We start from the raw sequence: 23,305 nt of genomic DNA, 5'->3' as shown, positions 1-23,305 counted from the left end.
TTATCGTCCGCCTGAAACGTCAAGCACCACGCCGGTAATATAGGCGGCTCCCGGCGACAGCAGCCAGATCGCTGCGTCAGCAACCTCATCGGCAGTTCCCAGCCGCTTCAGCGGAATGAGGTCGGCCATTTTCGTAATATTGGCAGGGTCGGCAAAAACGTCTTTTTGGATTTCCGTGTCGATCACGCCTGGAGCCAACGCGTTGACGCGAATTTCCGGCGCTAGCTCCTTGGCAAGCGCATAGGTATAGGAAGCGATTGCTCCCTTGGTCGTCGCATAGGCGATATTGCCGACCATGCCGCCGGTACGACCGGCGATGGAGGACAGGCCGACGACGGATTTGTTGGGCTTCGCACCCAGATTGTTCAGATAGGCGCTGGAAACGTAGAACACGCTTTTCAGATTAACCGCCAGAACCCGGTCCAGTTCTTCGGCATCAAATTCCTTCACGGTCATGCGCTGGCCGATGATGCCTGCATTGTTGACGAGATGGTCGATACCGCCCCATTTTTCGGCAATATCCTGCGCTGCGCGATCAACCGCGGCCTTGTCTGAAACATCCACGATGGCTGTCAGAACCCGGTCACCATGCTTGTCCGCCATTTCCTGCAGGCGTGCGCCATTCACATCCCAAAGCACCACCTTGGCTTTAAGCGCGATCAGTTTCTCGGCAACGGCCTTGCCAATGCCCGATGCACCGCCGGTGACGAGCACTATCCGGTCTGCAAAAAAATCCGTTGGGAACGCGGTCGGAGCGTTGCTTGTGGTCATGAAATATTCCTCCTCGAAAATGAGCGCTGTGGCGCGCCCACGGGCTGCCGAAGAGAATCCGCAGACTCAACCATTCGGCAACATGGTTTTAAAAGCCACGTACGGGCACATCTGTCAATCTAAGGTACAAGATTTTGTATGCTACTTGTAAAGTAGTTGTTTGCACGCTAATCATTGCAATGGGAGAGAGACGATAACGGTCGGATCTGTGCTGATGGCCTGTCCGTGATCGGGATTGCCTATCTGTTGAAAGCGCGCCGGAATGGCCCCGGCTTTTTCCGCAGATAAAGCTCTGAGCGGGAGCACGCATTATCGTGTGACAGCTCCTGCAAAGATTATTGCATGCCGCTCATGCTGGAACGTGAGCGGAGACCTGGGAGGACAACGTGGTCAATTCCACTCTAACTGCGGTCGGCGCAACGCCCGACCTGCGCGACAGCACCATTCGCAAGCTTAATCTGCGGATCGTTCTGTTCTGCTTCATCTGCTTCATCGTCAACTATCTTGACCGTGTGAATATCGGCTACGCCGCGCTTCACATGAACAATGATATCGGCTTGACGCCTTATATGTTTGGCATCGGTGCAGGCATCTTCTTCATCGGTTACATGCTGTTCGAAGTGCCGAGCAACATGATGCTGCACAAACTGGGCTCACGTGTCTGGATTGCGCGCATCATGGTCACGTGGGGGCTCGTGTCATGCGCCATGGCTTTCGTGCAAGGCCCGGTTTCGTTCTACATCCTGCGCTTTCTGCTGGGCGTGGCGGAAGCCGGTTTTGCACCGGGCGTTCTGCTTTATCTCACCTATTGGTTCCCGGCCAAGGAGCGGGGTCGCGCAACGGCCCTCTTCATGACTGCAACCGTGCTGTCCATCGTCGTGGGTGCACCGTTTTCCGGCTGGCTGATGGATGCGGGCGAGGGGCTTTTCGGTTTGCATGGCTGGCAGGCGATGTTCATTCTCGAAGGGCTTCCCGCCGTGCTTCTCGGCGTCGTGACCTTCTTCTATCTGGTCGATAGTCCGGAAAAGGACAAGCGCTGGCTGACCGCCGACGAACGCGCATGGCTGATGGCCGAACTTGCCAAGGAAAATCAGGGCAAGCAGGCTGATACCCGTCATTCGCTGAAAGAAGTGTTCAGCGACTACCGCGTCTGGCTTCTGACGCTGGTCTATATGTTCAATGGTATCGCTGTTTACGGCGTCATCATGTGGCTGCCGCAGATCGTGAAGAGCCTCGGCGACTATACTGCGGCACAGACCGGGCTCATTTCGGCCATTCCGTTTGTGTTCGCAGCGATCGGGCTTGTCGTGATTTCGCGCAGTTCGGATCGGACCGGCGAGCGCAAGATCCACACGGCAATTGCCGGCCTGTTCGGTGGTATCTTCCTTGCCGCCAGCGCGCTGGCTCCGTCGCCGATCCTGAGCCTCGTGCTCCTGTCGGTCTGTGCGTTCTTCCTGTGGTCCTATCTCGGCGTGTTCTGGACGCTGCCGACGCAGTTCCTGTCGGGCGCGGCAGCGGCCGGCGGACTGGCCGCCATCAACGGTTTTGCGCAGCTTGGCGGTTTCACCGGGCCCTATCTCGTGGGCTGGGTTAAATCCACGACAGACAGTTTCTCGCTGTCGTTGCTGGCCCTGTCCGTGTTTCCGATTCTTGGCTTCTTCCTCTGCATGAGTCTGAAAGCCAAGCGGGACTGATCAAAATGACGGGCCCGGACTTCATCTGGGTCCGCCACCATTCACCGGTGCAATTTGAATGCGGTTTCAACCGCTCTATACGTCGCAGTAAGGCGTCTGTAAGATTCGGTCATGAGAGAGATTCGAGGCAAGAGCAAGAAGTCGCTGGCAAGCAGCATCGCCGAACGTATTCGCGGTGCGATTGTCGATGCAGAGTTTCAGTTCGGGGAGAATCTCTCCGAAGACATGCTCGCTGCGGCCTTTGATGTCAGCCGGACGCCGGTGCGCGAGGCGCTCAATATTCTCCAGATGCAGGAACTGGTTCACATCGTTCCGAAGTCCGGCACCTATGTTTTTACGCCGACGCAGGAAGACATTGCAGAGCTTTGCGATTTTCGGGTCGGCCTGGAAGATCAGGCCATGCGGCTTGCGCTTGGCAACAACCGCAAGAAACTTGTCTCGCAATTGAAAAAGCAGTTCGACCTCATGCGTGCGGCAATAGACGAAGACGACCTGCGCGCTTACGGGCGTTGCGATACAGAATTTCATCTGGCCTTCTTCCGTGTCTGCGGCAATCGTTATCTGGCGCGCGCCTATGACAGTATTCTAGGACGTGTCGCAGCCTTGCGAACGCATCTTGCTATCGGTGCGGAGGGCGAGCCTGCACGCTCCTTTGCCGACCATGCCGCCATTATCGGGCTTGCCGACGCCGAAAAACCAGAAGAATTGCGGGATATTCTGGAGGCGCATATCATGCGCACCAAGACCAATTATCTGAATGCTTTCAACCGGTTGCCTCGCCAACCAGGCGACAGTCGAACGATACGGCTGCGCCGACAGTTGTCGCTGACGAGCGAGTAAAGTTCCGGGCTAGACCGCCCACTCCACATCCGTGGTGAAGGCGATAGTCAGCCACCGGTCCGGTCCTTCACCGCCGAGTGCATCACCAACCTCGTCGCGCAACGCATCCCATTCTTCAAGCTTGCGTGGCGGAAGATCATGCGGAACGATGAAATAAAGCTCGATCTGCTTGCCACGCCCGACTTTGGCGACATAAGCGCGGTATGACAGAAAGCCGTGGCGCTTTACGACCCCTTCCGCAACCGTATCGACATGCTGTTTGAGATCAACGGGTGTAACCAGGAATATGTCGGCCAGAGCCTGTTTGATGGTGCCGATAGGCATGGGAATGATGACAAGACAAACGACCGCCAGAACTGCAGGATCAATATAGGGCGTCAGCCAGCCGAGTTCTGTTCCGTCAATGGCATAGCCGACGGAAAAGGCGACCAAAAGGGCGGCAGTGATACCGCCGGACATGATCCAGGCTTTGGCATCGAGTGCGACGAAGTCTGATTTCAACGTCCTATTTGCGCGCATTTCCAGCAGTGCCATGCCGAGACAAGCGATCAGCGCGACGACGGCATAAAAAATCGCATAACTGAATTCGAGATCGCGTCCGCCATCCATCAGGCTGCCGATTGCGTTGATGAGCGCGTAGATTGCAACGCCGGTGAGCATCATGCCGTTGAGGCCCAGCACCATCGGTTCCAGATGCCAGAAGCCCATTGTGAAGCGTTCGCGCAATTTTCCGCGCGGTTGTTCCGGCAAGGCAGAGAGTGCAATGAGACGTGAAACAAGGAGGGCAAGCCCGCTCATGGCAGCATCAGCCAGCATGTAAACGCCATCGAATACAATAGAGAATGAGCCGGATAAGAGGCCGAAAACAACACCGAAGCCAGCAACCAGAATAGTAACAGCTATTGAAATTTGAAGAATAGATTGTTCACTGCGCAATTTTTACTCCGATATAAACCGCATACAACGCGGTTTGGTTTCGGATGCGTTTCTTCAAGCATTGAACCAATTCCACGTTGCACGCCAAATCTACACTGACGGCGTGAAAGTGGCAAACAGGAACGATTTTTCTCTGCGAAGTTTGCGGCGCGAAGTCTACGGCTCAGGCCCATTCGGGTACGCGAGTTGCAGATTCCCGAAGGATCAGTTCCACGGGCCAGAGTTCGTGAATGTCGGTCGCGGCACGTCCGTCGAGTATATCCATCAAAAGATCGGCGCAACGTTGACCTGCGGCGCGCATCGAAGAGCGGGTCGCAGTCAGCGATGGAACCATATTGTCGGCGCTCAGGAACGAGATGACGTCATCATGGGCGATGACCGAAATATCCTTGCCGATTGTCAGGCCAGCAGAACGTGCGGCCCGATAGATACCCAGTGCCGTCATCATCGAACCGGCAACGAATGCTGTCGGGCGCGGGGCGCGCTCCAAAAGCTTGCGCGCAAGGCGATAACCGATCTCGTCGGTGAAATCGCCATGTTCCACCAGATCAGGGTCGAAAGGAATACCTCTGCTTTCGAGCGCCTTGCGATAGCCTTCGTCACGATGGAGCGAGAAAGTGAACCCGTATCGCCCGTTGATCATCGCAATACGCCGATGGCCGAGGTCGAGCAGATGGGCAGTCGAGCGGCAAACCGCTCCCTCATTATCGATATCGAGCCAGGCATGCGGAATGTCGGTTTCAGACCGCCCGTGCACGAGAAAGGGCATCCCCAATTCGTGCAGCATGCGGATGCGCTCGTCATTGGGCTTTGGAGATGTCACGATGATCGCGTCGACGCGATGGCTGGTGGCGAGGCGTCGGTAGAGTTGTACTTCGTCATCGGTGCCGTTGTTGGCAATCGGACTAACCAGAATATCGACCTCGTCCTGACTGAGCCGCTCCGCCATGCCGCGCATGAATTCGGCGAAATGAAATTCGCTGTTGCGACCCATCACGACGCCGATGGCACCCGCGCGCCCGGTAACCAGCCTGACTGCATTGACGTTAGGTCTGTAGCCGAGGCGCACAGCCTCATCCATGACACGTTTGCGCGTACTTTCCGCCACTTCGGGATAGCCGCTCAACGCCCGACTGACGGTCGTGGCAGAGAGGCCGAGATGTTGGGCGAATTCACGGAGTTTCATTTGGCTTTCGAGTTGTACAGGCAGGCAAGGTGGCGGAGTATAGCTGCTTCCTTGCGGTTAACAATTGGTTGGTTGCGTTCTCTGGTTTGCCGCAACACATAGTGTGCAATAAATCCAAACCGTTTTCAAGTTTGTTTGAAGTTTTGTGCGGGCATGGTTGAAACCATATGCCTCCGCAATGCTAATCAACAACCACCGTTAACTCTAAGTCATTGAATTATAGCGGTGTGAAGGCTGCAATTTTGTAAATAAAACAACGCGCTCAATCTGATGCTTGACAGAAATGCGGTCCTCTGCAACCTTTTTGTTATCCAAACCGTTTTCGATTTTAATAAACCGCATACAGAATGGATGGGAGGAGGGAACTATGAAGGCTTTTCAGGGTGTGCTCGCGGCTTGCGCGGCGTTTGGCCTGGCAACGGTGAGTGCTCATGCGGTGGAGATTTCCATCGCGGCCAATTCAACCGGCAATAATATCAAGTTTCTGCAGGAACAGATCGTCAAGTTCGAGAAAGATACTGGCAATAAGGTCAATATCGTTTCGATGCCACCGTCGAGTAGCGAGCAGTTCAGCCAGTATCGCCTGTGGCTTGCAGCCGGTAACGCCGATATCGACGTCTATCAGACGGACGTAGTCTGGGCACCGCAACTGTCCGATCAGTTTGTCGATCTCACGGAAGCCACCAAGGATGTCACGGGTACCCATTTCCCATCCATCATCGCGTCGCAGACCGTGAACGGAAAGCTGGTTGCGCTACCGTTCTATACCGACGCTCCCGCCCTTTTCTACCGCAAGGATCTTCTGGAAAAATACAACAAGCAGGTTCCGAAAACCTGGGATGAAATGACGGCGACCGCCAAGGAAATCATGGACAAGGAGCGGGCTGACGGTAAGTCCGATCTCTGGGGCTTTGTCTTTCAGGGTAACGCCTATGAAGGTTTGACCTGTAACGCACTTGAATGGGTCAAGTCGTCCGGTGGTGGTCAGATCGTCGAGGCGGACGGCGCGATCTCGATCAATAATGAGAAGGCAGCCGCTGCCATCGACCGTGCCAAAGGTTGGATCGGCTCGATTTCGCCACAGGGCGTGCTTGCCTATCAGGAAGAGGAGTCACGCGGCGTCTGGCAGACTGGCAATGCCGTCTTCATGCGCAACTGGCCCTATGCCTATGCGCTGGGCAACAGCGCGGATAGCGGCGTGAAGGGCAAGTTCGACGTGGCGCCATTGCCTGCCGGTGCCGATGGAGATGCGCCATCCTCGACGCTCGGTGGCTGGAACCTGGCCGTGTCCAAATATTCGACCAAACAGGATGCGGCCATCGCGCTCGTGAAATATCTGGCATCGCCGGAAGTGCAGAAGGTACAGGCGGTGGAGATTTCGCGCCTGCCGACCATTGAAGCGCTTTACGATGACAAGGAGATCACTGCCGCGCAGCCTTTCATGGCCAACTGGAAACCGATCTTCCAGAATGCCGTGCCGCGGCCATCGGCTGCAACGAAGGTCAAATATAACGAAGTGTCATCGAAATTCTGGACTGCGGTTCACAAGACCCTTTCGGGTAATGGAACGGCTGCAGAGAATCTCGAAATGCTTGAGGTCGAACTGACTGAGCTGGAAGGCTCTGGCTGGTAAGAACCGATCAAGCCGCGTTCGGGTTGTTCTCCCAAGCCCCCGCTGTCGGGCAATCCGAACGCTCAAATCCCTCTGAGCAGGACCAAGAGTGGGATCATGACGGAGACGTCTCTCGATATTTCGGGGAGCTCGGCCGGCAAACGCCGGGTTCAATCCGATCTGCGCGCGCAGCGAATGCGGTCGGCATGGGTATTCCTCGCACCGACACTGATCGTACTGGCGCTGGTGGCTGGCTGGCCGCTGCTTCGGACTATCTATTTCAGTTTCACCAATGCGTCCCTGACGAGCCTTGGCGCTGCGGAATTCGTTGGCTTCAACAATTATCTGTCGTGGGTGACGCTCAAGAGCGGACGCACAGTTTATCGCGGTCTTCTGGTTGATCCGGCCTGGTGGGGCGCGGTCTGGAACACGATCAGGTTCACTCTTCTGTCGGTCAGTCTGGAAACCATTTTCGGATTGATCGTCGCTCTGGTGCTGAACGCGAATTTCCGGGGGCGCGGACTTGTGCGCGCCGCAATCCTGATCCCATGGGCCATCCCAACGATTGTTTCGGCCAAGATGTGGGGTTGGATGCTCAACGACCAGTTCGGCATCCTCAACCATATCCTGCTCAATCTGGGTCTCATCAGCCAGAAGATCGCCTGGACGGCCAATCCCGACACCGCGATGGTTGCAATCCTGATCGTCGATGTCTGGAAGACGACGCCTTTTATGGCGCTGCTCATTCTGGCGGGCCTGCAAATGGTCCCATCCGACATTTATGAAGCGGCGAAGATCGATGGGGTGCATCCGGTCAGAGTATTCTGGCGGGTGACGCTGCCGTTGATCCGCCCGGCGCTGATGGTGGCGATCATTTTCCGTATGCTCGACGCATTGCGCATTTTCGATCTGATCTATGTGCTGACGCCGAATAACGCGCAGACCAAGACAATGTCGGTCTTTGCGCGTGAAAATCTCTTCGATTTTGACAAGTTTGCCTATGGTGCGGCGGCATCGACGATGTTGTTTCTCATCATTGCGGCCATCACCGTGCTCTACATGTTCTTCGGGCGCGTCAATGTCGGCAGCAGGGGAGAATAGCGCGATGCATTATGTGAAAACCCTGTGCTTTTATCTGCTGGTGGCACTGATCATTCTGATTGCAGTGTTCCCATTTTATTATGCGATCATCACCAGTCTCAAATCAGGAACTGCGCTGTTTCAGGTCGATTACTGGCCAAGCAGTTTCTCCCTCGAAAACTATACCGGTGTTCTCACACAGGGCAGCTTCCTGCGCAGCCTCGGCAATTCGCTGCTGGTGGCGACCGTAGTGGTGGCGATTTCGCTTCTGCTGGCGGTAACGGCGGCCTATGCGTTGGCGCGGGTGAATTTTCGCGGGCGGGGACTGTTGCTTCTCACCATTCTCTCGGTGTCCATGTTTCCACAGATTGCCGTTCTGGCGGGTCTGTTCGAGTTGATCCGCTTTCTAGGCATTTTCAATACGCCACTGGCGCTGATCTTCTCCTATATGATCTTCACGCTGCCGTTTACGGTGTGGGTGCTCACCACCTTCATGCGCGATCTGCCGGTCGAGATCGAAGAAGCGGCCATCGTGGATGGTGCTTCACCATGGGTCATCATCACGCGCGTTTTCATGCCGCTCATGTGGCCCGCACTGGTGACAACAGGTCTGCTTGCCTTCATCTCAGCATGGAACGAGTTCCTGTTCGCGCTCACTTTCACTTCGTCCGGCAGTCAGCGGACCGTGCCTGTGGCTATCGCGCTTCTGTCCGGCAGCAGTCAGTTTGAAATCCCCTGGGGCAACATCATGGCGGCTTCCGTCATCGTCACGGTTCCCCTCGTCATCCTCGTGCTCATCTTCCAGAGGCGGATCGTGTCCGGTCTGACGGCGGGTGGCGTAAAGGGCTAGGAGCCTTAACACATGGCAGAACTTCAGTTGCGCGATGTGCGCAAGTCTTTCGGCAATTTCGATGTCATCAAGGGCGTCGACATGGATATCCGTCCCGGCGAGTTCATGGTCTTTGTCGGCCCTTCCGGCTGTGGCAAGTCCACGCTGCTGCGCCTGATCGCGGGGCTGGAGGAAATTTCATCGGGTAGCCTCGCCATTGACGGAACCGTGGTCAACAGTTTCGCACCGTCGAAGCGCGGCATCGCAATGGTCTTCCAGTCCTATGCGCTTTACCCGCATATGACGGTCTATGAGAACATGGCCTTCGGTATGCAGCTTGCAGGCAAGAACAAGGATGAATGCAAGGCCCGCATTCATAAGGCTGCGGAGATGCTGCAACTGGTGCCCTATCTGGAGCGGCTGCCACGCCAGCTCTCCGGCGGTCAGCGCCAGCGCGTTGCGATTGGGCGCGCCATCGTGCGCGACCCCAAGGTTTTCCTGTTCGACGAACCCTTGTCCAACCTTGATGCGGCGCTACGTGTGGCTACAAGGCTTGAGATCGCCAGGCTCCACCAGAGCATGGAAGACACCACCATGATCTATGTGACGCACGATCAGGTGGAGGCGATGACACTGGCCGACCGCATCTGCGTGCTGCGCGATGGACGTGTGGAGCAGATCGGGACGCCGCTAGAGCTTTACGAAAAGCCGAATTCGCTTTTCGTCGCCGGGTTCATTGGGTCGCCGAAGATGAATTTCCTGACCGGCAAATATGCCGAGCCATACGGTGCTCATACAGTGGGTCTGCGTCCCGAACATCTCGCTATCGTTCCCGAAGGAGGCCACTGGACCGGTCACGTGATCCACACCGAAATTCTCGGTTCCGATACCTATGTCTATATCGATCTCGGCCTGGAGGAACCGCTGGTGGTCCGCGAAAGCGGCGTCGCGGTGCGCAAATCAGGCGAGACGCTCTCGGTTTCCCCGGCAGGGGACAGTGTTCATCGTTTCGATGAAAAGGGCCGCGCCGTTTGACGCCGACCTCCCAAGCTCAATGATACACGAGACAATCGGGCTTTGACGCCCGCAGCAAGGAGAATACCGTGCCTATTCGTACTATCGTCTGGGGTGAGAACATCCACGAACAGATCAACGAAACGGTGCGTTCGGTTTATCCGAACGGCATGCACAACACGATTGCCGACGCGCTGAATACCGACAGTGCCATTCAGGCGACGACCGCCACCTTGCAGGAACCCGAGCACGGCCTGACGGAAGCGCGCCTTGCCGAGACCGATGTGCTGGTCTGGTGGGGGCACAAGGATCATGGTGGCGTCAGCGACGAAGTCGTGGAGCGGGTGGCCAAGCGCGTCTTCGAAGGCATGGGGCTGATCGTGCTCCATTCAGGTCATTTCTCCAAAATCTTCAAGCGTGTGATGGGGACACCTTGCGCGCTCAAGTGGCGCGAGGCAGGCGAGCGGGAGCGTGTGTGGGTCGTCAATCGCGGCCACCCGATTGCCCAGGGGCTGGACGAGAATTTCGTGCTCGAGAATGAGGAAATGTATGGCGAACAGTTCTCCGTGCCGGAGCCGCTGGAAACCGTGTTCATTTCGTGGTTCGCGGGCGGCGAAGTGTTCCGCTCCGGCATGACCTGGCGACGCGGTGCGGGCAATGTGTTTTATTTCCGTCCCGGACATGAAACCTATCCGACCTATCACGATGCCAATGTGCAGACGGTTCTGCGTAATTCGGTCAAATGGGCCTACAATCCACAACCGGCATGGACGGGCATTCACACCGCGCCGAACGTTCCAGTCGAAAAGGCGCTGGAGCCGATTGTCGAGCGCGGGCCCAGGCTGCACAAGGCCGGTGAAGCCGGTTATCGCTGAGGTGCAAGATGCGTCTTCTTATTCTGGGTACTGGCGGCATGGCGAAAAACCATGCCGAAGCTTTCAAGGCGATCGACGGCGTCGAGGTGGTTGCAGCATGTGACGTCTCAGCGGAGCGTGTCGATGCTTTCTCTGAAAATCACGACATTCACAACCGCTTTACGCGGCTTGAGGACGCGCTGGAATGGGGCCGTTTCGATGCGGTCGCCAATGTCACGCCGGATGCCATCCACCACCCGACCACACTAGCGCTGATCGGCGCGGGCAAGCATGTGTTTTGCGAAAAGCCACTTGCTGAAAGCTATGAAAAAGCCGCCGAAATGGCGGAAGCGGCGGAGCAGGCGGGCATCATCAACATGGTCAATCTGACCTATCGCAATGTCGCGCCCCTGCAAAAGGCGCGCGAAATGGTGATGGCGGGCGAGATCGGCCAGGTGCGCCATTTCGAGGCATCCTATCTGCAAAGCTGGCTGGTGTCGAAGACGTGGGGTGACTGGAAGACCGAGAGCAAATGGCTCTGGCGTCTTTCCACCCGCCATGGTTCGAACGGCGTTCTGGGCGATGTCGGCATTCATATTCTCGATTTTGCCAGCTATGCCATCGGCAGCGATGTGGAACGGGCGTCTGCGCGCCTGAAAACTTTCGACAAGGCAGATAACAACCATATCGGTGAGTATGTGCTCGATGCGAATGACAGCTTCGTCATGATGGCGGAATATGCCAATGGCGCGCTGGGTGTCATTCATGCCAGCCGCTGGGCGACGGGTCACCTGAATGAGCTGCGGCTGCGCATCCATGGCGACAAGGGTGCACTGGAAATTCTTCATACGCCTACCGGTTCAAGCCTGCGCGGCTCTATTGGCGAAGATATTGAAACGCCGGTCTGGCGCGATATCGATGCCGGTACGGTGGAGACAAATTACCAGCGTTTCGCACGCGCTGTCGCCGACGGTGCGGAATTGGAGCCGAGTTTCCGTCATGCCGCCAATCTGCAGCGGGTGCTTGATCATGCTATGACCGTGGACAGGCCATTGCCGGAGGTCGTGAGCGGATAGAAAACCAGAAGCCCTCCCGGTCCTACCGGGAGGGCTATCGGTCAGTTGTCTTTGGTAAAGGTGTTGTCGACCTCGCCACGGAAGAAATCGCGGCCATATATCAAAAGGCAGAGGACGACGCCGGTCGCAAAAGCCCAGGCGGCGCCGCGCGTCGCAAGAACCGCTCCGACCACTCCGGCGATGCCGAGATCTCGCTGGGACCGTGCCTCAAGAATACCGACGCGAACCGAAACATATCCCTGAATGAGCAAGGTAAGTGCGAGTGCGACGCCGAGGATCGGCTGCACCAGCGTTACGATTGGCATCAGGAACAAGCCGGTGTTGGTTCCCCACCGGAAAGACCCCGCGCCACCGAAAAGCGAATGCATGGCCTTCTTGCCCTGCGAGAAACGCTCGGTAATGACTACATGCATGGCCGACCAGAGCGGGCCGCACATACATACGTCCGGCCCAAGGACACTCATGGCCGCGTTGCGTCCGCCAAAAATGAGATGAGCACGGTCAGGGCTGTAGTCTATCTTTTCGTCGGGGCGGGCTTCGTCGGCTTCCTTCAGGATTGCCCGGCTTTGCAAAACATCGCCGAAAAGAACGATATAGGCAGCGAACATGGTCGGAATAGCCGTAATGAACATCGACAGCGGCGGCAAGCCAAGTCCGAATACGGTATATTCACGCCAAAGCGTCGAGAAGTCGGGGCTGGTCAGCGACCATTCAAGCTTTGGCCAGGGTGCTTCGCCGAAGAGCGGAGCTATGATTACTGCGAGCAGGATAATCGGGAAAACACCCAGTTTCCCAATGAGGGCCAGTACCGGATTGCTATTTTTAATACGTGCGAACTGGCGCGAGAATATCACGTAGAAACCGAGGCCAACGGCAATGGTGATTGTGAACGGGAAGCTGTCGAAACGACCGCCAATCTGAAACACCGATATGACGGCGGCAAAGCCTGCACCAGCAATGATGCCAGCCTTGATCGCCGATGGGATCAGTTGCACGACGCGATGTGCAAGCCCTGACGCTCCTATGAAGATCGAGAATATGCCGAGCATCATCTGGAAGGCAACAAGTGCATGAACGCGCTCTGGCCCTTCTGGGAACGTGGCGCAATAGGCCATCAGAAGCGGAATGGCAGGTGTGATCCAGCCCGGAACGACGGGATCGCCGAGCAAATGGTGCGTCAGATAGAACAACCCGTTCAGGACGACCACGGCGAGCGCCACTTCGAAAGGCATGCCAAGGAGTTCAGTCATAAGCGGGATGGCGGACAGGTCCACCGCACACATCAGCAGGCCTTGAAAATAATCAGGCCATTCGAATTTATAGTGAACGAAAGGCAGGCGAATTTTGAACGGTCCGGCAGGCCAAAAAGGCTGCTCCTGACCGTCGATACGTTCAGTGCTCAATTTATTCTCCGCAGACATAGAGCCAAGCTGCGGAGAAGTGGCAGTCAGCTCACTTCTCCGGCGCTTGGTCCGTCAGTTCGTTATGTTTGATCAGAAAGCTTCGCGATAAAGCGCCAGAGCGTCGGCCTCAGTCACATCGACTGGATTGTTGCCCAGAAGCCGCGTTTGCAGCATCGCGTCGCGCGCCAGCATTTCAAGACTGTCTTCAGTCACGCCGACATCACGCAGGCGGCGCGGTGCGCCGGACTTGTTCATCAGTGCTTCCATATAGGTGACAAAGGCCGCTGAACGCTCTTCCGTCGTGCCTTCGGATTTCTCCAGCAGCAGATCGGCAAGCTCTGCATATAGCTTGGCTGCACCCGCCATATTGTAGCGCAGCACCGGACCAAGCATCAGCGCATTGGAAAGACCATGCGGCACATGGTAGTGGCCGCCAAGCGGGTAAGCCAGTGCATGAACAGCGCCGACTGGCGAGTTGGAAAAAGCCTGACCGGCATAGTTGGCACCAAGCAGCATGGCCTCGCGGGCATGGCGATCATTGCCGTTTTCGCAAGCCGCGATCAGGTTGGCCGAAAGAAGCTTCAGAGCTTCGCGAGCAAACGCGTCGGAGAGCGGGTTCTTCTTGATCCGGCTCGTATAGGCTTCGATGGCATGGACCATGGCGTCGATACCGGTCGCGGCCGTATGAAGCGCAGGCAGGCCGCAAGTCAGTTCCGCATCGAGGATCACGAAGTCGGCGTAAAGCTGACGGGCAACAACACCCATCTTCGTCGTCTCACCGGTGGTCAGAATGGTGATGTTGGTGACTTCCGACCCAGTTCCCGCCGTAGTCGGAATCTGGATCAGCGGCAGGCGGCTGCCCTGCACCTTGCCGATGCCGTACAGCTCGGAGAGTTCCTGTTCGGAGACAAGCAGTACGGCTGCAAGCTTGGCGATATCCATGGATGAACCGCCGCCCAGGCCAAGCACAAGGTTACAATCAGCAGCCTTGGCCTGTTCGACGCAGGCTAACAGCACGGATTCCGGTGGATCGGCCACCACATCATCGAAAACGCTGATGCCGAAACCGGCTTTTTCCAGCGAAGCCAGTGCATCATCGAGGACACCGGCCTTGTGCAGCCCCTTGTCCGTCACGATCAGAATCTTGCGTTCGGAAAACCGTTCGCCGAGGATTTCGCCGAGGCGCTTTGCGGCGCTCCATTCGACGAGCATCGAGCCGACCGTATCGAACGAAAATGGCTTGATCTTTGTTGTCATCATTCCACCCTTATCACTTTTACCAGCGCCGAGGTCTCTCATTTCCTCTCCGGCACACAACGCTGGGGCCTATTCCGGAAACGCTTCTGTCTTGGGAAGGAAGCGCCCCCTTATTCTCCGATGCAGCCGATGCATCGACAGCTCTGAATGGAAAGCCTTGGGAGAAGCCTTCGATCGTTCAATATACTGAACAATGTTCAAAACTGAACGATCGATACAGGATAAGAAGCTGAACTGTCAATTTCTCCCTTCGGCTAAGACGCTGAAAACATCTCCTGGAAGCTGACAGGTGAGACCTGCTGGAACATAAGCGGTTGAAAATGTTGCCAGTTATTCGTCGGTCACACGGTTTTGTGAATGCTTCATTCAAAGCAATTTACCGGGCTTCGCCTGATTGCCGTGCGTTATGGGCGAAGCGCATCGCCCGCGCCAGCGATAACACGTATCGCGGATCGACGGTCTGGTCATCGCCGTCATTCTATCGAGCAGGGTCTAAATCGCTGGACGTGCGGATTGTACAGCTTGTACCCTGCTTGTCTTATCGATAGGCAGGGAGGGCCTGGCATGGACGTGACGATCATAACGGGAGCATCAGATGGTATAGGCGCTGAAGCCGCACGGCAAATTGCCCGGCGCGACCGTACCAACGCTGCTCTTGTGCTTGCTGCGCGTAATGTCGAAAAGCTGGAAAATCTGGCCACCGAGTTACGACAACTGGGTAGTTCCGTTCTTGTGGTGCCGACCGATGTGAAAGATCGTGCTGCCTGTATCGCCCTGATCGGGAAGGCCGCTGCCGCTTTCGGTCGCATCGATACGCTGATCGTGAATGCGGGTATGTCAGCACATGCTAATTTCGCCGAGATCGAGCCGGATGACCTCAACTGGATGCATGAGTTGATGGAGTTGAACTACTGGGGCAGCGTCTGGCCCATTCATGCAGCGCTTCCCCATCTTGCCGCAAGCAAGGGGCGGATCGTGGCGGTGTCATCCGTCGCCGGATTGATCGGCGTGCCGGGTCGCACGGCCTATAGCGGAACGAAGTTCGCTCTTTCAGGTTTTTGTGAGGCGCTTCGCGCGGAACTACAGCCGAGCGGCATATCCGTCACCATCGTTTATCCGGGCGTCGTCAAAACCGACATTCGCAAGGTAGGTTACAGCGCAAGCGGCGGCGCACTGGCAACGAGCGGTGTGCGGGAAGATGACATGATGTCCGTCGAAGAAGCTGTACGGCTGATGCTGGAAGGTGTCCATGCGCGCAAGCGCGAAGTGCTGATGACCCGCCAGATGCGATTCGGACGCTGGCTCAAACTCATCGCTCCGGCGATGGTCGACCGTATGGCCCTGAAGGCCATCAAGCCGGAATTCAGACCAAAGCCTATTAGACCTGCAAATTAAGACTGCGCTGGTCCCAGCTAAGATGTTGCAGGCTGATTCAATCTACCTGTTGACCAGTTTTTAACTTAGACTACTATATATAGTGTTCTAGGTTCTTTCGATTCGTTGAGTCGAAAGCTAAGACGGGAATCCGGTGCGTTTCATCCATGACGGATGCGGCAATGCCGGAGCTGCCCCCGCAACTGTAAGCGGAGAGTTCTGTTCATCATGTCACTGGCATAGGCCGGGAAGGCGGGCAGAAACGTTGATCCGTGAGCCAGGAGACCTGCCTTGAACGAGTACGTCCACGGGCGGGGTGTCCGGTTGGCGCGCAATCTTGTGTGGCAAGCTATTGTCTTGCAGATTGCTGCCCCGAACTTCCCGCTCATAGCTTCGGGGTGAAGTCCATGTCCAGTCTGTTTAGTTTCGGTTCCGGTCCTCCCTTCGAGGCATAGTTTGTTGTGGTCAGACTGCTCGTCGTGGCGGCTGACCGGTTTCCTATCTTGTGCTTTTTGACGCGCATCTTGCGATGCGCGAACGGCTCTTTGCGTCTCCCAATCAGTGAGGAAGAAATGAACGTCACCGTTTACAGCAAGCCCGCCTGTGTCCAGTGCACCGCGACCACGCGTGCCCTCGATCGCCAGGGTATCGAATATGAAGTTATCGATATTTCCGCCAATGCCGGCGCTTTCGATCTCGTTCAGGGGATGGGCTATCGTCAGGTGCCGGTGGTCGTTGCCGGGGAATCCCATTGGGCGGGCTTCCGGCCCGATATGATCAGTGCTCTCGCCTGAGAGTTGCGATCTCATGAGCCTGATCGTCTATTTCTCCAGCCGGTCGGAAAATACGCACCGGTTTGTTGAGCGGCTTGGAATGCGGTCGAACCGTATCCCGATGGACGGTTCGGGCGGATGGCAGGTGCGCGAGCCATTTATACTGGTGACGCCCACATATGGCGGCGGCGGTTCCAAGGGCGCTGTTCCCAAGCCGGTAATCCGCTTCCTCAACGACGAGAACAATCGCTCTTTCATCCGCGGCGTCATCGCCGCGGGGAACAGCAATTTCGGCGAAGCCTTCTGTATCGCCGGCAATATTATCTCCGCCAAATGTCAGGTTCCCTATCTCTACCGCTTCGAGCTTCTGGGAACCGATGAGGACATTGGCAATGTCAAAAACGGGATGGAACGATTTTGGACACGGCAGACACGACCCTGATCCGGGAGCGCGAACCACGGCCAGTGGCGCAGGATGCGCCTCTAGCGGTGAATTCCAACAGCAACAAACCGTCAAAATTCTCGGACGGGCTGGATTATCACGCGCTCAACGCGATGTTGAACCTTTACGATGACGAGGGGAAAATCCAGCTTGATCGCGACCGGCAGGCCGCGCGGCAGTATTTCCTCCAGCACGTGAACCAGAACACTGTCTTTTTTCATAATCTGCGGGAAAAGCTCGATTATCTGGTGACGGAGGGATACTACGAACAGGAGGTGCTGGATCAGTATTCCTTCAATTTCGTGCGTGACCTTTTCGACGAAGCCTATGCGAGAAAATTTCGTTTTCCGACATTTCTAGGCGCGTTCAAGTATTATACCAGCTACACGCTGAAAACCTTCGACGGAAAGCGCTATCTGGAACGCTATGAAGACCGCGTCTGCATGGTGGCATTGGCGCTGGCGCGCGGTAGTGAACAGCTTGCGCGCGATCTGGTTGATGAGATCATTTCGGGCCGCTACCAGCCTGCGACACCCACATTCCTCAATGCAGGAAAGAAGCAGCGCGGCGAGCTTGTCTCCTGCTTTCTGCTGCGGGTCGAGGACAATATGGAGTCCATCGGCCGCTCCATCAATTCGGCCTTGCAATTGTCGAAGCGTGGCGGGGGTGTGGCGCTGAGCCTCACTAATATCCGTGAGACGGGCGCACCTATCAAGCAAATCCAGAACCAGTCATCCGGTATCATTCCGGTGATGAAACTTCTGGAGGATTCCTTTTCCTACGCCAATCAGCTTGGCGCGCGGCAGGGCGCTGGCGCAGTCTATCTGCACGCACATCACCCGGATATCATGCGATTTCTCGATACGAAACGCGAAAATGCAGACGAGAAAATTCGCATCAAAACCCTGTCTCTCGGCGTGGTCATACCGGACATTACCTTCGAGCTCGCGAAGAACAACGAGGATATGTACCTCTTCTCCCCCTATGATGTGGAGCGGGTTTACGGTGTGCCTCTCACAGAGGTTTCGGTCACGGAAAAATACCGCGAAATGGTCAACGATGCGCGGATTACCAAGAAGAAGATCAGCGCGCGAGAGTTCTTTCAGGTTCTGGCCGAAATCCAGTTCGAATCCGGCTACCCCTACATCATGTTCGAGGACACGGTGAACCGCGTCAATCCAATCGACGGGCGCATCACCATGAGCAACCTCTGTTCGGAAATCCTCCAGGTGAGCGAGGCGAGCATCTTCAGTGAAGATCTGTCCTACGATCATCTCGGCAAGGATATTTCGTGCAATCTGGGCTCACTCAACATTGCGGCAGCAATGGATTCCTCTGATTTCGGCAAGACCATCGAGGCCTCGATCCGTGCTCTTACCGCCGTTTCCGACATGAGCCACATCGGTTCCGTGCCATCGGTCGCCCGAGGCAATGATGAAAGCCATGCCATCGGTCTCGGCCAGATGAACCTGCATGGTTATCTTGCCCGCGAGCGGATTTACTATGGTTCGGACGAAGGTGTCGATTTCACGAATATCTATTTCTATACGGTGACCTATCATGCGATCCGCGCATCGAACCGGATCGCGGTGGAGATGGGGAAATCCTTCAAAGGTTTCGAGAAATCCAAATATGCGTCGGGCGAATATTTCGACAAATATACGGATCAGCTTTGGGAACCGGCGACAGAAAAGGTTCGCGAAATCTTTGAAAAGGCGGGCATTGCGATCCCGACACAGGACGACTGGCGCGATCTGAAGAATGCGGTGATGGAGGGGGGCCTTTATAACCAGAACCTTCAGGCCGTGCCGCCGACAGGTTCGATCTCCTACATCAATCATTCGACGTCATCGATTCATCCAATCGTGTCGAAGATTGAAATCCGCAAGGAGGGCAAGATCGGTCGCGTCTACTATCCGGCAGCTTTCATGACCAATGACAATCTCGATTACTATCAGGATGCCTATGAGATCGGCCCGGAGAAGATCATCGACACTTACGCGGCGGCAACGCAGCACGTCGATCAGGGCTTGTCTCTGACATTGTTCTTCCGCGATACCGCAACCACACGCGACATCAACCGCGCACAGATCTACGCGTGGAAGAAGGGCATCAAGACTATCTACTACATCCGCCTGCGCCAGATGGCGCTTTCCGGCACGGAAGTGCAGGGTTGCGTTTCCTGCGCCCTCTGACCACTGGTGATGACCATGAATACTCAAGTGAAGACCAAGAACCCGAAGCCTGCAGCCGTGCGCGCCATCAACTGGAACCGGATCGAAGATGAGAAAGACCTTGAGGTCTGGAATCGTCTGACCGGCAATTTCTGGCTGCCGGAGAAAGTACCGCTTTCCAATGACATTCAGTCATGGGAGACGCTGAAACCGCAGGAAAAGCAGCTGACGATCCGCGTTTTCACCGGACTGACGCTGCTCGATACGATCCAGAACGCGGTCGGTGCCGTGAAGCTGATGGATGATGCCGTGACGCCGCATGAAGAGGCGGTGCTGTCCAACATCTCCTTCATGGAAGCGGTTCACGCGCGCTCTTATTCGTCGATTTTCTCGACGCTGTGCCTGACGCCGGATGTTGACGATGCCTATCGTTGGTCGGAGGAAAACGAGTTTCTACAGCGCAAGTCTGTGCTGATCCTGGACCAGTATCGCGCGGATGATCCGCTGAAAAAGAAGATCGCCAGCGTCTTTCTGGAAAGCTTTTTGTTCTATTCTGGCTTTTATCTGCCCATGTACTGGTCGAGCCGGGCAAAGCTGACGAATACGGCCGATCTTATCCGGCTCATCATTCGGGATGAAGCCGTGCATGGCTATTACATTGGTTATAAATTCCAGCGCGGACTGGAGCGGCTGAACGAAGAGCAGAAGCAGACGATCAAGGATTTTGCTTTTGAGCTTCTGCTGGAACTTTACGACAATGAGGTTCGTTACACGGAAGCGCTCTACGACGGCGTTGGCCTGACCGAAGACGTCAAGAAGTTCCTGCACTACAACGCCAACAAGGCCCTCATGAACCTTGGCTATGAGGCACTCTTTCCGGCGGAGGCGTGTAAGGTCAATCCGGCGATCCTGTCCGCTCTTTCACCGAATGCAGACGAAAACCACGATTTCTTCTCCGGTTCCGGCTCGTCTTACGTCATCGGCAAGGCGGTCGCGACTGAGGATGAAGACTGGAGTTTCTGATGGCCTCTAGGCACCGCGTAACACTGGTGCCGACGTTTTCTGGTCTGGAGATGACGTTGACGTTGCGGTCTTGTTTTGCGACACATGAACGATGCAGACCGCTATCACAATCGATCAGGACTATCTTGTAACACGGCTCAAGGCGCTTCTTGCCATACCCAGCCCGACCGGGTTTACCGACGAAGCCGTCCGTTATGTTGCACGAGAGCTGGAGCATCTGGGGCTTGAGGTAATACTGACGCGCCGGGGTGCTATTCGTGCGCGCCGGGCAGGCGTAACGGAGCGACCAGCGCGCGGGATCGTATCGCATGTCGACACGCTGGGCGCGCAGGTAAAATATCTGAAGGAAAACGGGCGGCTGGAACTGGTTTCAATCGGTAACTGGTCCGCACGCTTCGCCGAAGGCGCCCGTGTTTCCATTTTCTCATCCAAGGGCATTTATCGTGGTTCGATTCTCCCGCTGAAGGCTTCCGGCCATACGTTCAATGAGGAAGTGGATACGCAGCCGGTTGGTTGGCCTTATGTTGAACTTCGCGTCGATGCGCTCGCGCGAAATCGAGATGATCTGCTGCAACTCGGTATCGATGTCGGCGACATCGTTGCCGTCGATCCGGCGCCAGAATTCATCGATAATGGCTTTATCGTATCGCGTCATCTAGATGACAAGGCAGGCGTCGCCATCATGCTTGCGGCTCTGGAAGCGATGCAGAGAGCAAATGTGGAAACGCCGGTCGACAGCTATTGGCTGTTTACCATCGGCGAGGAAGTGGGGGTCGGGGCTTCTGCGGTCGTCGTGCCCGATATTGCCTCGCTGGTCGCCATCGACAATGGCACGACTGCACCGGGCCAGAATTCATCGGAGTTCGGTGTCACACTTGCCATGGCGGATCAGACCGGGCCGTTCGATTATCATCTGACGAAGAAACTGTTCGAGCTTTGCGCAGAGCATGACATTCAGGTCCAGAAGGATGTTTTCCGCTATTACCGTTCTGATGCCGCGTCTGCGGTCGAGGCGGGGCATGACGTGCGTACGGCCTTGCTGACGTTCGGCGTCGATGCCTCGCATGGTTATGAGCGCATTCATCTGAGCGCGCTGACTTCTATTGCAAAACTTGCTGTTCACTACGCAATGAGCGAGGTCGAGATCAAGCGTGATGCCGAGGAAACTGCCAAGGGACTCAAGGGCTTCACGCATCAGAAATCGACCAAGGCCGAGCAGGACCTCAAGCCTGAAGATACACCTGCAGAATAAGCTTGGAACTTTCCGAAATCACAAGCGGGCTCAGGCCCGCTTTTTTTGTTTCGCTAAAATTAATTATGATAATTCATTGATGATCATAAATTTATGCCTATAAATTAGAGTCCGACGGATTTGACAAATGAAGGGGAACCCCATGAGAAGGTTATTCCGTGCCGTCCTGACTGCTATGGCGCTTTCGGTCGCCGGGGCGGGCACAGTCGCGCTGGCGCAAACGCCGCCCAATGTGCTGATTGTCGGACAGATTGCGGAGCCGCAATCGCTCGATCCGCATACAGTCACGGCCACCAACGATTTCCGCATTCTGGTCAACATTTACGATGGCTTGGTGCGTTACAAAGACGGGACGCTGGAAGTGGAGCCAGCTTTGGCCGAAAGCTGGACGATCTCGGATGACGGCAAGACCTATAGGTTCAAGCTGCGCCAGGGCGTGAAATTTCATGACGGATCGGATTTCAATGCCGAGGCGGTCAAATTCAACTTCGACAGAATGCTGAAGGAAGACCATCCGTTCTATAACACTGGCCCATTTCCGCTGTCGTTCAATTTCTCGTCTATCGATGCGGTGAATGTGCTTGACGAACACACTGTCGAATTCAAGCTGAAGGAGCCTTTTGCTCCGTTCCTGTCCAACCTGGCCTACCCAACAGGCCTGATCGTTTCACCGGAAGCGGTCAAGAAATACGGTAAGGAATTTGGCCGTCATCCATCGGGAACCGGTCCTTTCAAATTCGCAGAATGGCAATCCGGTCAGCGTGTGGTGGTGGAACGCAATCCCGATTATTGGGATAAGGCACCGGCACTGGAAGCAATCGTGTTCCGCCCAATCACAGATGCCAATACCCGCGTTGCGGAGATGATGGCGGGCGGGCTGGATGTCATGGTGGAAGTACCGCCGGACAATCTTGCCACATTCAAGCAGGACGCGAATTTCGCGGTCGCTGAACAGGCAGGTCCTCATGTCTGGTTCAGTATCCTGAATGCGAAGAGCGGTCCTTTTGCGGATAAGAAAGTGCGTCAGGCGGCGAATTATGCGGTCAACAAGCAGGGGCTTGTCGATAACGTACTGCAGGGTTCCGCAACCGTTGCTGCCGGACCTATCCCGCCCGCCTTCAACTGGGTCGAGAACAAGACCGAACCCTATCCATACGATCCCGAAAAGGCCAAGGCGCTTCTCACTGAGGCTGGAGCCAGCAACCCTGAAATCACCTTTTATGTAACGGAAGGCGGTTCGGGTATGCTCGATCCGATCACGATGGGGGCAGCAATCCAGGCCGATCTTCAAGCTGTGGGGTTCAAGGTCAAGATCGAAACCTACGAGTGGAACACGTTCTTGGGCAAGGTCAATCCGGGACTTGAGGGCAAGGCCGATATGGCCGAGATGGCATGGATGACCAATGATCCGGACACGGTGCCTTATCTGACACTGCGCAGTGACGCGCTGCCGGACAAGGGCGGCTTCAATTCCGGCTACTATTCCAATCCCAAAGTGGATGAGCTTCTGGAAAAGGCACGTTCGTCGACCGATCAGGCTGAACGCGGGAAGCTTTACGGTGAAGTGCAGGGTATCGTTCATGACGATGCGCCATGGCTTTTCGTGGCGAACTGGAAACAGAATGCGGTCACGACGGCCGGTGTCAAAGGGTTCAAGCTGCAGCCGTCCTTCCTGCTGCATTTGAAAGATGTAACCAAGGAATAAGCGAGGAGGG

Annotated in this window: 20 protein-coding genes and 1 riboswitch; of the genes, 15 read left to right on the top strand and 5 right to left on the bottom strand. The window is 55.9% G+C overall.

Annotated elements, in window-relative coordinates:
• Entirely contained in the window at positions 1-771 is a 771-nt protein-coding gene (locus ACYSN1_RS13000) for an SDR family NAD(P)-dependent oxidoreductase (RefSeq protein ID WP_461726061.1), read from the bottom strand.
• 386 nt (positions 772-1,157) lie between these two features.
• On the opposite strand from ACYSN1_RS13000, the gene ACYSN1_RS12995 reads away from it, so the two are divergent.
• Together ACYSN1_RS12995 and ACYSN1_RS12990 are read left to right on the top strand one after the other, a co-directional pair.
• Positions 1,158-2,465: an MFS transporter gene (locus ACYSN1_RS12995; RefSeq protein ID WP_461726060.1), complete on the top strand. Its 1,308-nt coding sequence runs from the start codon at positions 1,158-1,160 to the stop codon at positions 2,463-2,465.
• A gap of 111 nt (positions 2,466-2,576) precedes the next feature.
• Entirely contained in the window at positions 2,577-3,305 is a 729-nt protein-coding gene (locus tag ACYSN1_RS12990) for a GntR family transcriptional regulator (RefSeq protein ID WP_461726059.1), read from the top strand.
• A 9-nt stretch (positions 3,306-3,314) separates the two neighbouring features.
• Here ACYSN1_RS12990 and ACYSN1_RS12985 read toward each other — a convergent pair whose 3' ends face one another.
• Entirely contained in the window at positions 3,315-4,241 is a 927-nt protein-coding gene (locus ACYSN1_RS12985) for a cation diffusion facilitator family transporter (protein WP_461726058.1), read from the bottom strand.
• 163 nt (positions 4,242-4,404) lie between these two features.
• Positions 4,405-5,427, bottom strand: a complete 1,023-nt coding sequence (locus tag ACYSN1_RS12980) for a substrate-binding domain-containing protein (protein ID WP_461726057.1) — start codon at positions 5,425-5,427, stop codon at positions 4,405-4,407.
• A gap of 367 nt (positions 5,428-5,794) precedes the next feature.
• Here ACYSN1_RS12980 and ACYSN1_RS12975 point away from each other — a divergent pair, with 367 nt between their 5' ends.
• The 6 genes from ACYSN1_RS12975 to ACYSN1_RS12950 all read left to right on the top strand — a co-directional run bounded on the left by ACYSN1_RS12975 (position 5,795) and on the right by ACYSN1_RS12950 (position 11,892).
• Positions 5,795-7,060 carry an ABC transporter substrate-binding protein gene (locus ACYSN1_RS12975; protein ID WP_461726056.1) on the top strand — a complete coding sequence of 422 codons (1,266 nt, stop codon included), beginning with the start codon at positions 5,795-5,797 and terminating at the stop codon, positions 7,058-7,060.
• 96 nt (positions 7,061-7,156) lie between these two features.
• The gene (locus tag ACYSN1_RS12970) at positions 7,157-8,140 is read left to right on the top strand and encodes a carbohydrate ABC transporter permease (RefSeq protein ID WP_461726055.1); all 984 of its coding nucleotides are present in this window, start codon (positions 7,157-7,159) and stop codon (positions 8,138-8,140) included.
• A gap of 4 nt (positions 8,141-8,144) precedes the next feature.
• Positions 8,145-8,969: a carbohydrate ABC transporter permease gene (locus tag ACYSN1_RS12965; protein ID WP_461726054.1), complete on the top strand. Its 825-nt coding sequence runs from the start codon at positions 8,145-8,147 to the stop codon at positions 8,967-8,969.
• 12 nt (positions 8,970-8,981) lie between these two features.
• Positions 8,982-9,983 carry an ABC transporter ATP-binding protein gene (locus ACYSN1_RS12960; RefSeq protein WP_461726053.1) on the top strand — a complete coding sequence of 334 codons (1,002 nt, stop codon included), beginning with the start codon at positions 8,982-8,984 and terminating at the stop codon, positions 9,981-9,983.
• Positions 9,984-10,051: 68 nt separating this feature from the next.
• The gene (locus ACYSN1_RS12955; protein WP_461726052.1) at positions 10,052-10,837 is read left to right on the top strand and encodes a ThuA domain-containing protein; all 786 of its coding nucleotides are present in this window, start codon (positions 10,052-10,054) and stop codon (positions 10,835-10,837) included.
• Positions 10,838-10,845: 8 nt separating this feature from the next.
• The gene (locus ACYSN1_RS12950) at positions 10,846-11,892 is read left to right on the top strand and encodes a Gfo/Idh/MocA family protein (RefSeq protein ID WP_461726051.1); all 1,047 of its coding nucleotides are present in this window, start codon (positions 10,846-10,848) and stop codon (positions 11,890-11,892) included.
• Between the two features lie 41 nt (positions 11,893-11,933).
• Here the strand turns inward: ACYSN1_RS12950 and ACYSN1_RS12945 are convergent, their stop codons facing one another.
• Both ACYSN1_RS12945 and ACYSN1_RS12940 read right to left on the bottom strand, forming a co-directional pair.
• Positions 11,934-13,295, bottom strand: a complete 1,362-nt coding sequence (locus tag ACYSN1_RS12945; RefSeq protein ID WP_461726050.1) for a hypothetical protein — start codon at positions 13,293-13,295, stop codon at positions 11,934-11,936.
• 90 nt (positions 13,296-13,385) lie between these two features.
• Positions 13,386-14,555: an iron-containing alcohol dehydrogenase gene (locus ACYSN1_RS12940; protein WP_461726296.1), complete on the bottom strand. Its 1,170-nt coding sequence runs from the start codon at positions 14,553-14,555 to the stop codon at positions 13,386-13,388.
• A gap of 561 nt (positions 14,556-15,116) precedes the next feature.
• Between ACYSN1_RS12940 and ACYSN1_RS12935 the strand changes: the two genes are divergently transcribed.
• The 7 genes from ACYSN1_RS12935 to ACYSN1_RS12905 all read left to right on the top strand — a co-directional run bounded on the left by ACYSN1_RS12935 (position 15,117) and on the right by ACYSN1_RS12905 (position 23,295).
• Positions 15,117-15,947: an SDR family oxidoreductase gene (locus tag ACYSN1_RS12935; protein WP_461726049.1), complete on the top strand. Its 831-nt coding sequence runs from the start codon at positions 15,117-15,119 to the stop codon at positions 15,945-15,947.
• 72 nt (positions 15,948-16,019) lie between these two features.
• Positions 16,020-16,234: riboswitch (cobalamin riboswitch) on the top strand.
• Positions 16,235-16,498: 264 nt separating this feature from the next.
• Positions 16,499-16,720 (top strand): glutaredoxin-like protein NrdH, encoded by a 222-nt coding sequence (gene nrdH / locus ACYSN1_RS12930; RefSeq protein ID WP_105544835.1) that lies wholly within the window; start codon positions 16,499-16,501, stop codon positions 16,718-16,720.
• 13 nt (positions 16,721-16,733) lie between these two features.
• Complete coding sequence (nrdI, locus tag ACYSN1_RS12925; RefSeq protein WP_461726048.1) at positions 16,734-17,141, top strand: class Ib ribonucleoside-diphosphate reductase assembly flavoprotein NrdI; 408 nt, start codon at positions 16,734-16,736, stop codon at positions 17,139-17,141.
• Complete coding sequence (gene nrdE / locus ACYSN1_RS12920; RefSeq protein ID WP_461726047.1) at positions 17,117-19,336, top strand: class 1b ribonucleoside-diphosphate reductase subunit alpha; 2,220 nt, start codon at positions 17,117-17,119, stop codon at positions 19,334-19,336. The genes nrdI and nrdE overlap by 25 nt, the downstream gene beginning before the upstream one ends.
• A gap of 15 nt (positions 19,337-19,351) precedes the next feature.
• Positions 19,352-20,338: a class 1b ribonucleoside-diphosphate reductase subunit beta gene (gene nrdF, locus ACYSN1_RS12915; protein WP_461726046.1), complete on the top strand. Its 987-nt coding sequence runs from the start codon at positions 19,352-19,354 to the stop codon at positions 20,336-20,338.
• Positions 20,339-20,429: 91 nt separating this feature from the next.
• Positions 20,430-21,590 (top strand): osmoprotectant NAGGN system M42 family peptidase, encoded by a 1,161-nt coding sequence (locus ACYSN1_RS12910; RefSeq protein WP_461726045.1) that lies wholly within the window; start codon positions 20,430-20,432, stop codon positions 21,588-21,590.
• A 142-nt stretch (positions 21,591-21,732) separates the two neighbouring features.
• Complete coding sequence (locus ACYSN1_RS12905; protein WP_461726044.1) at positions 21,733-23,295, top strand: ABC transporter substrate-binding protein; 1,563 nt, start codon at positions 21,733-21,735, stop codon at positions 23,293-23,295.
• Positions 23,296-23,305 lie beyond the last annotated feature (10 nt).

It is taken from the genome of Brucella sp. LJL56 (genome assembly GCF_054871705.1).
Note: the sequence above shows the minus strand (reverse complement) of the source record. Positions and strands in the feature narration are given on the sequence as shown.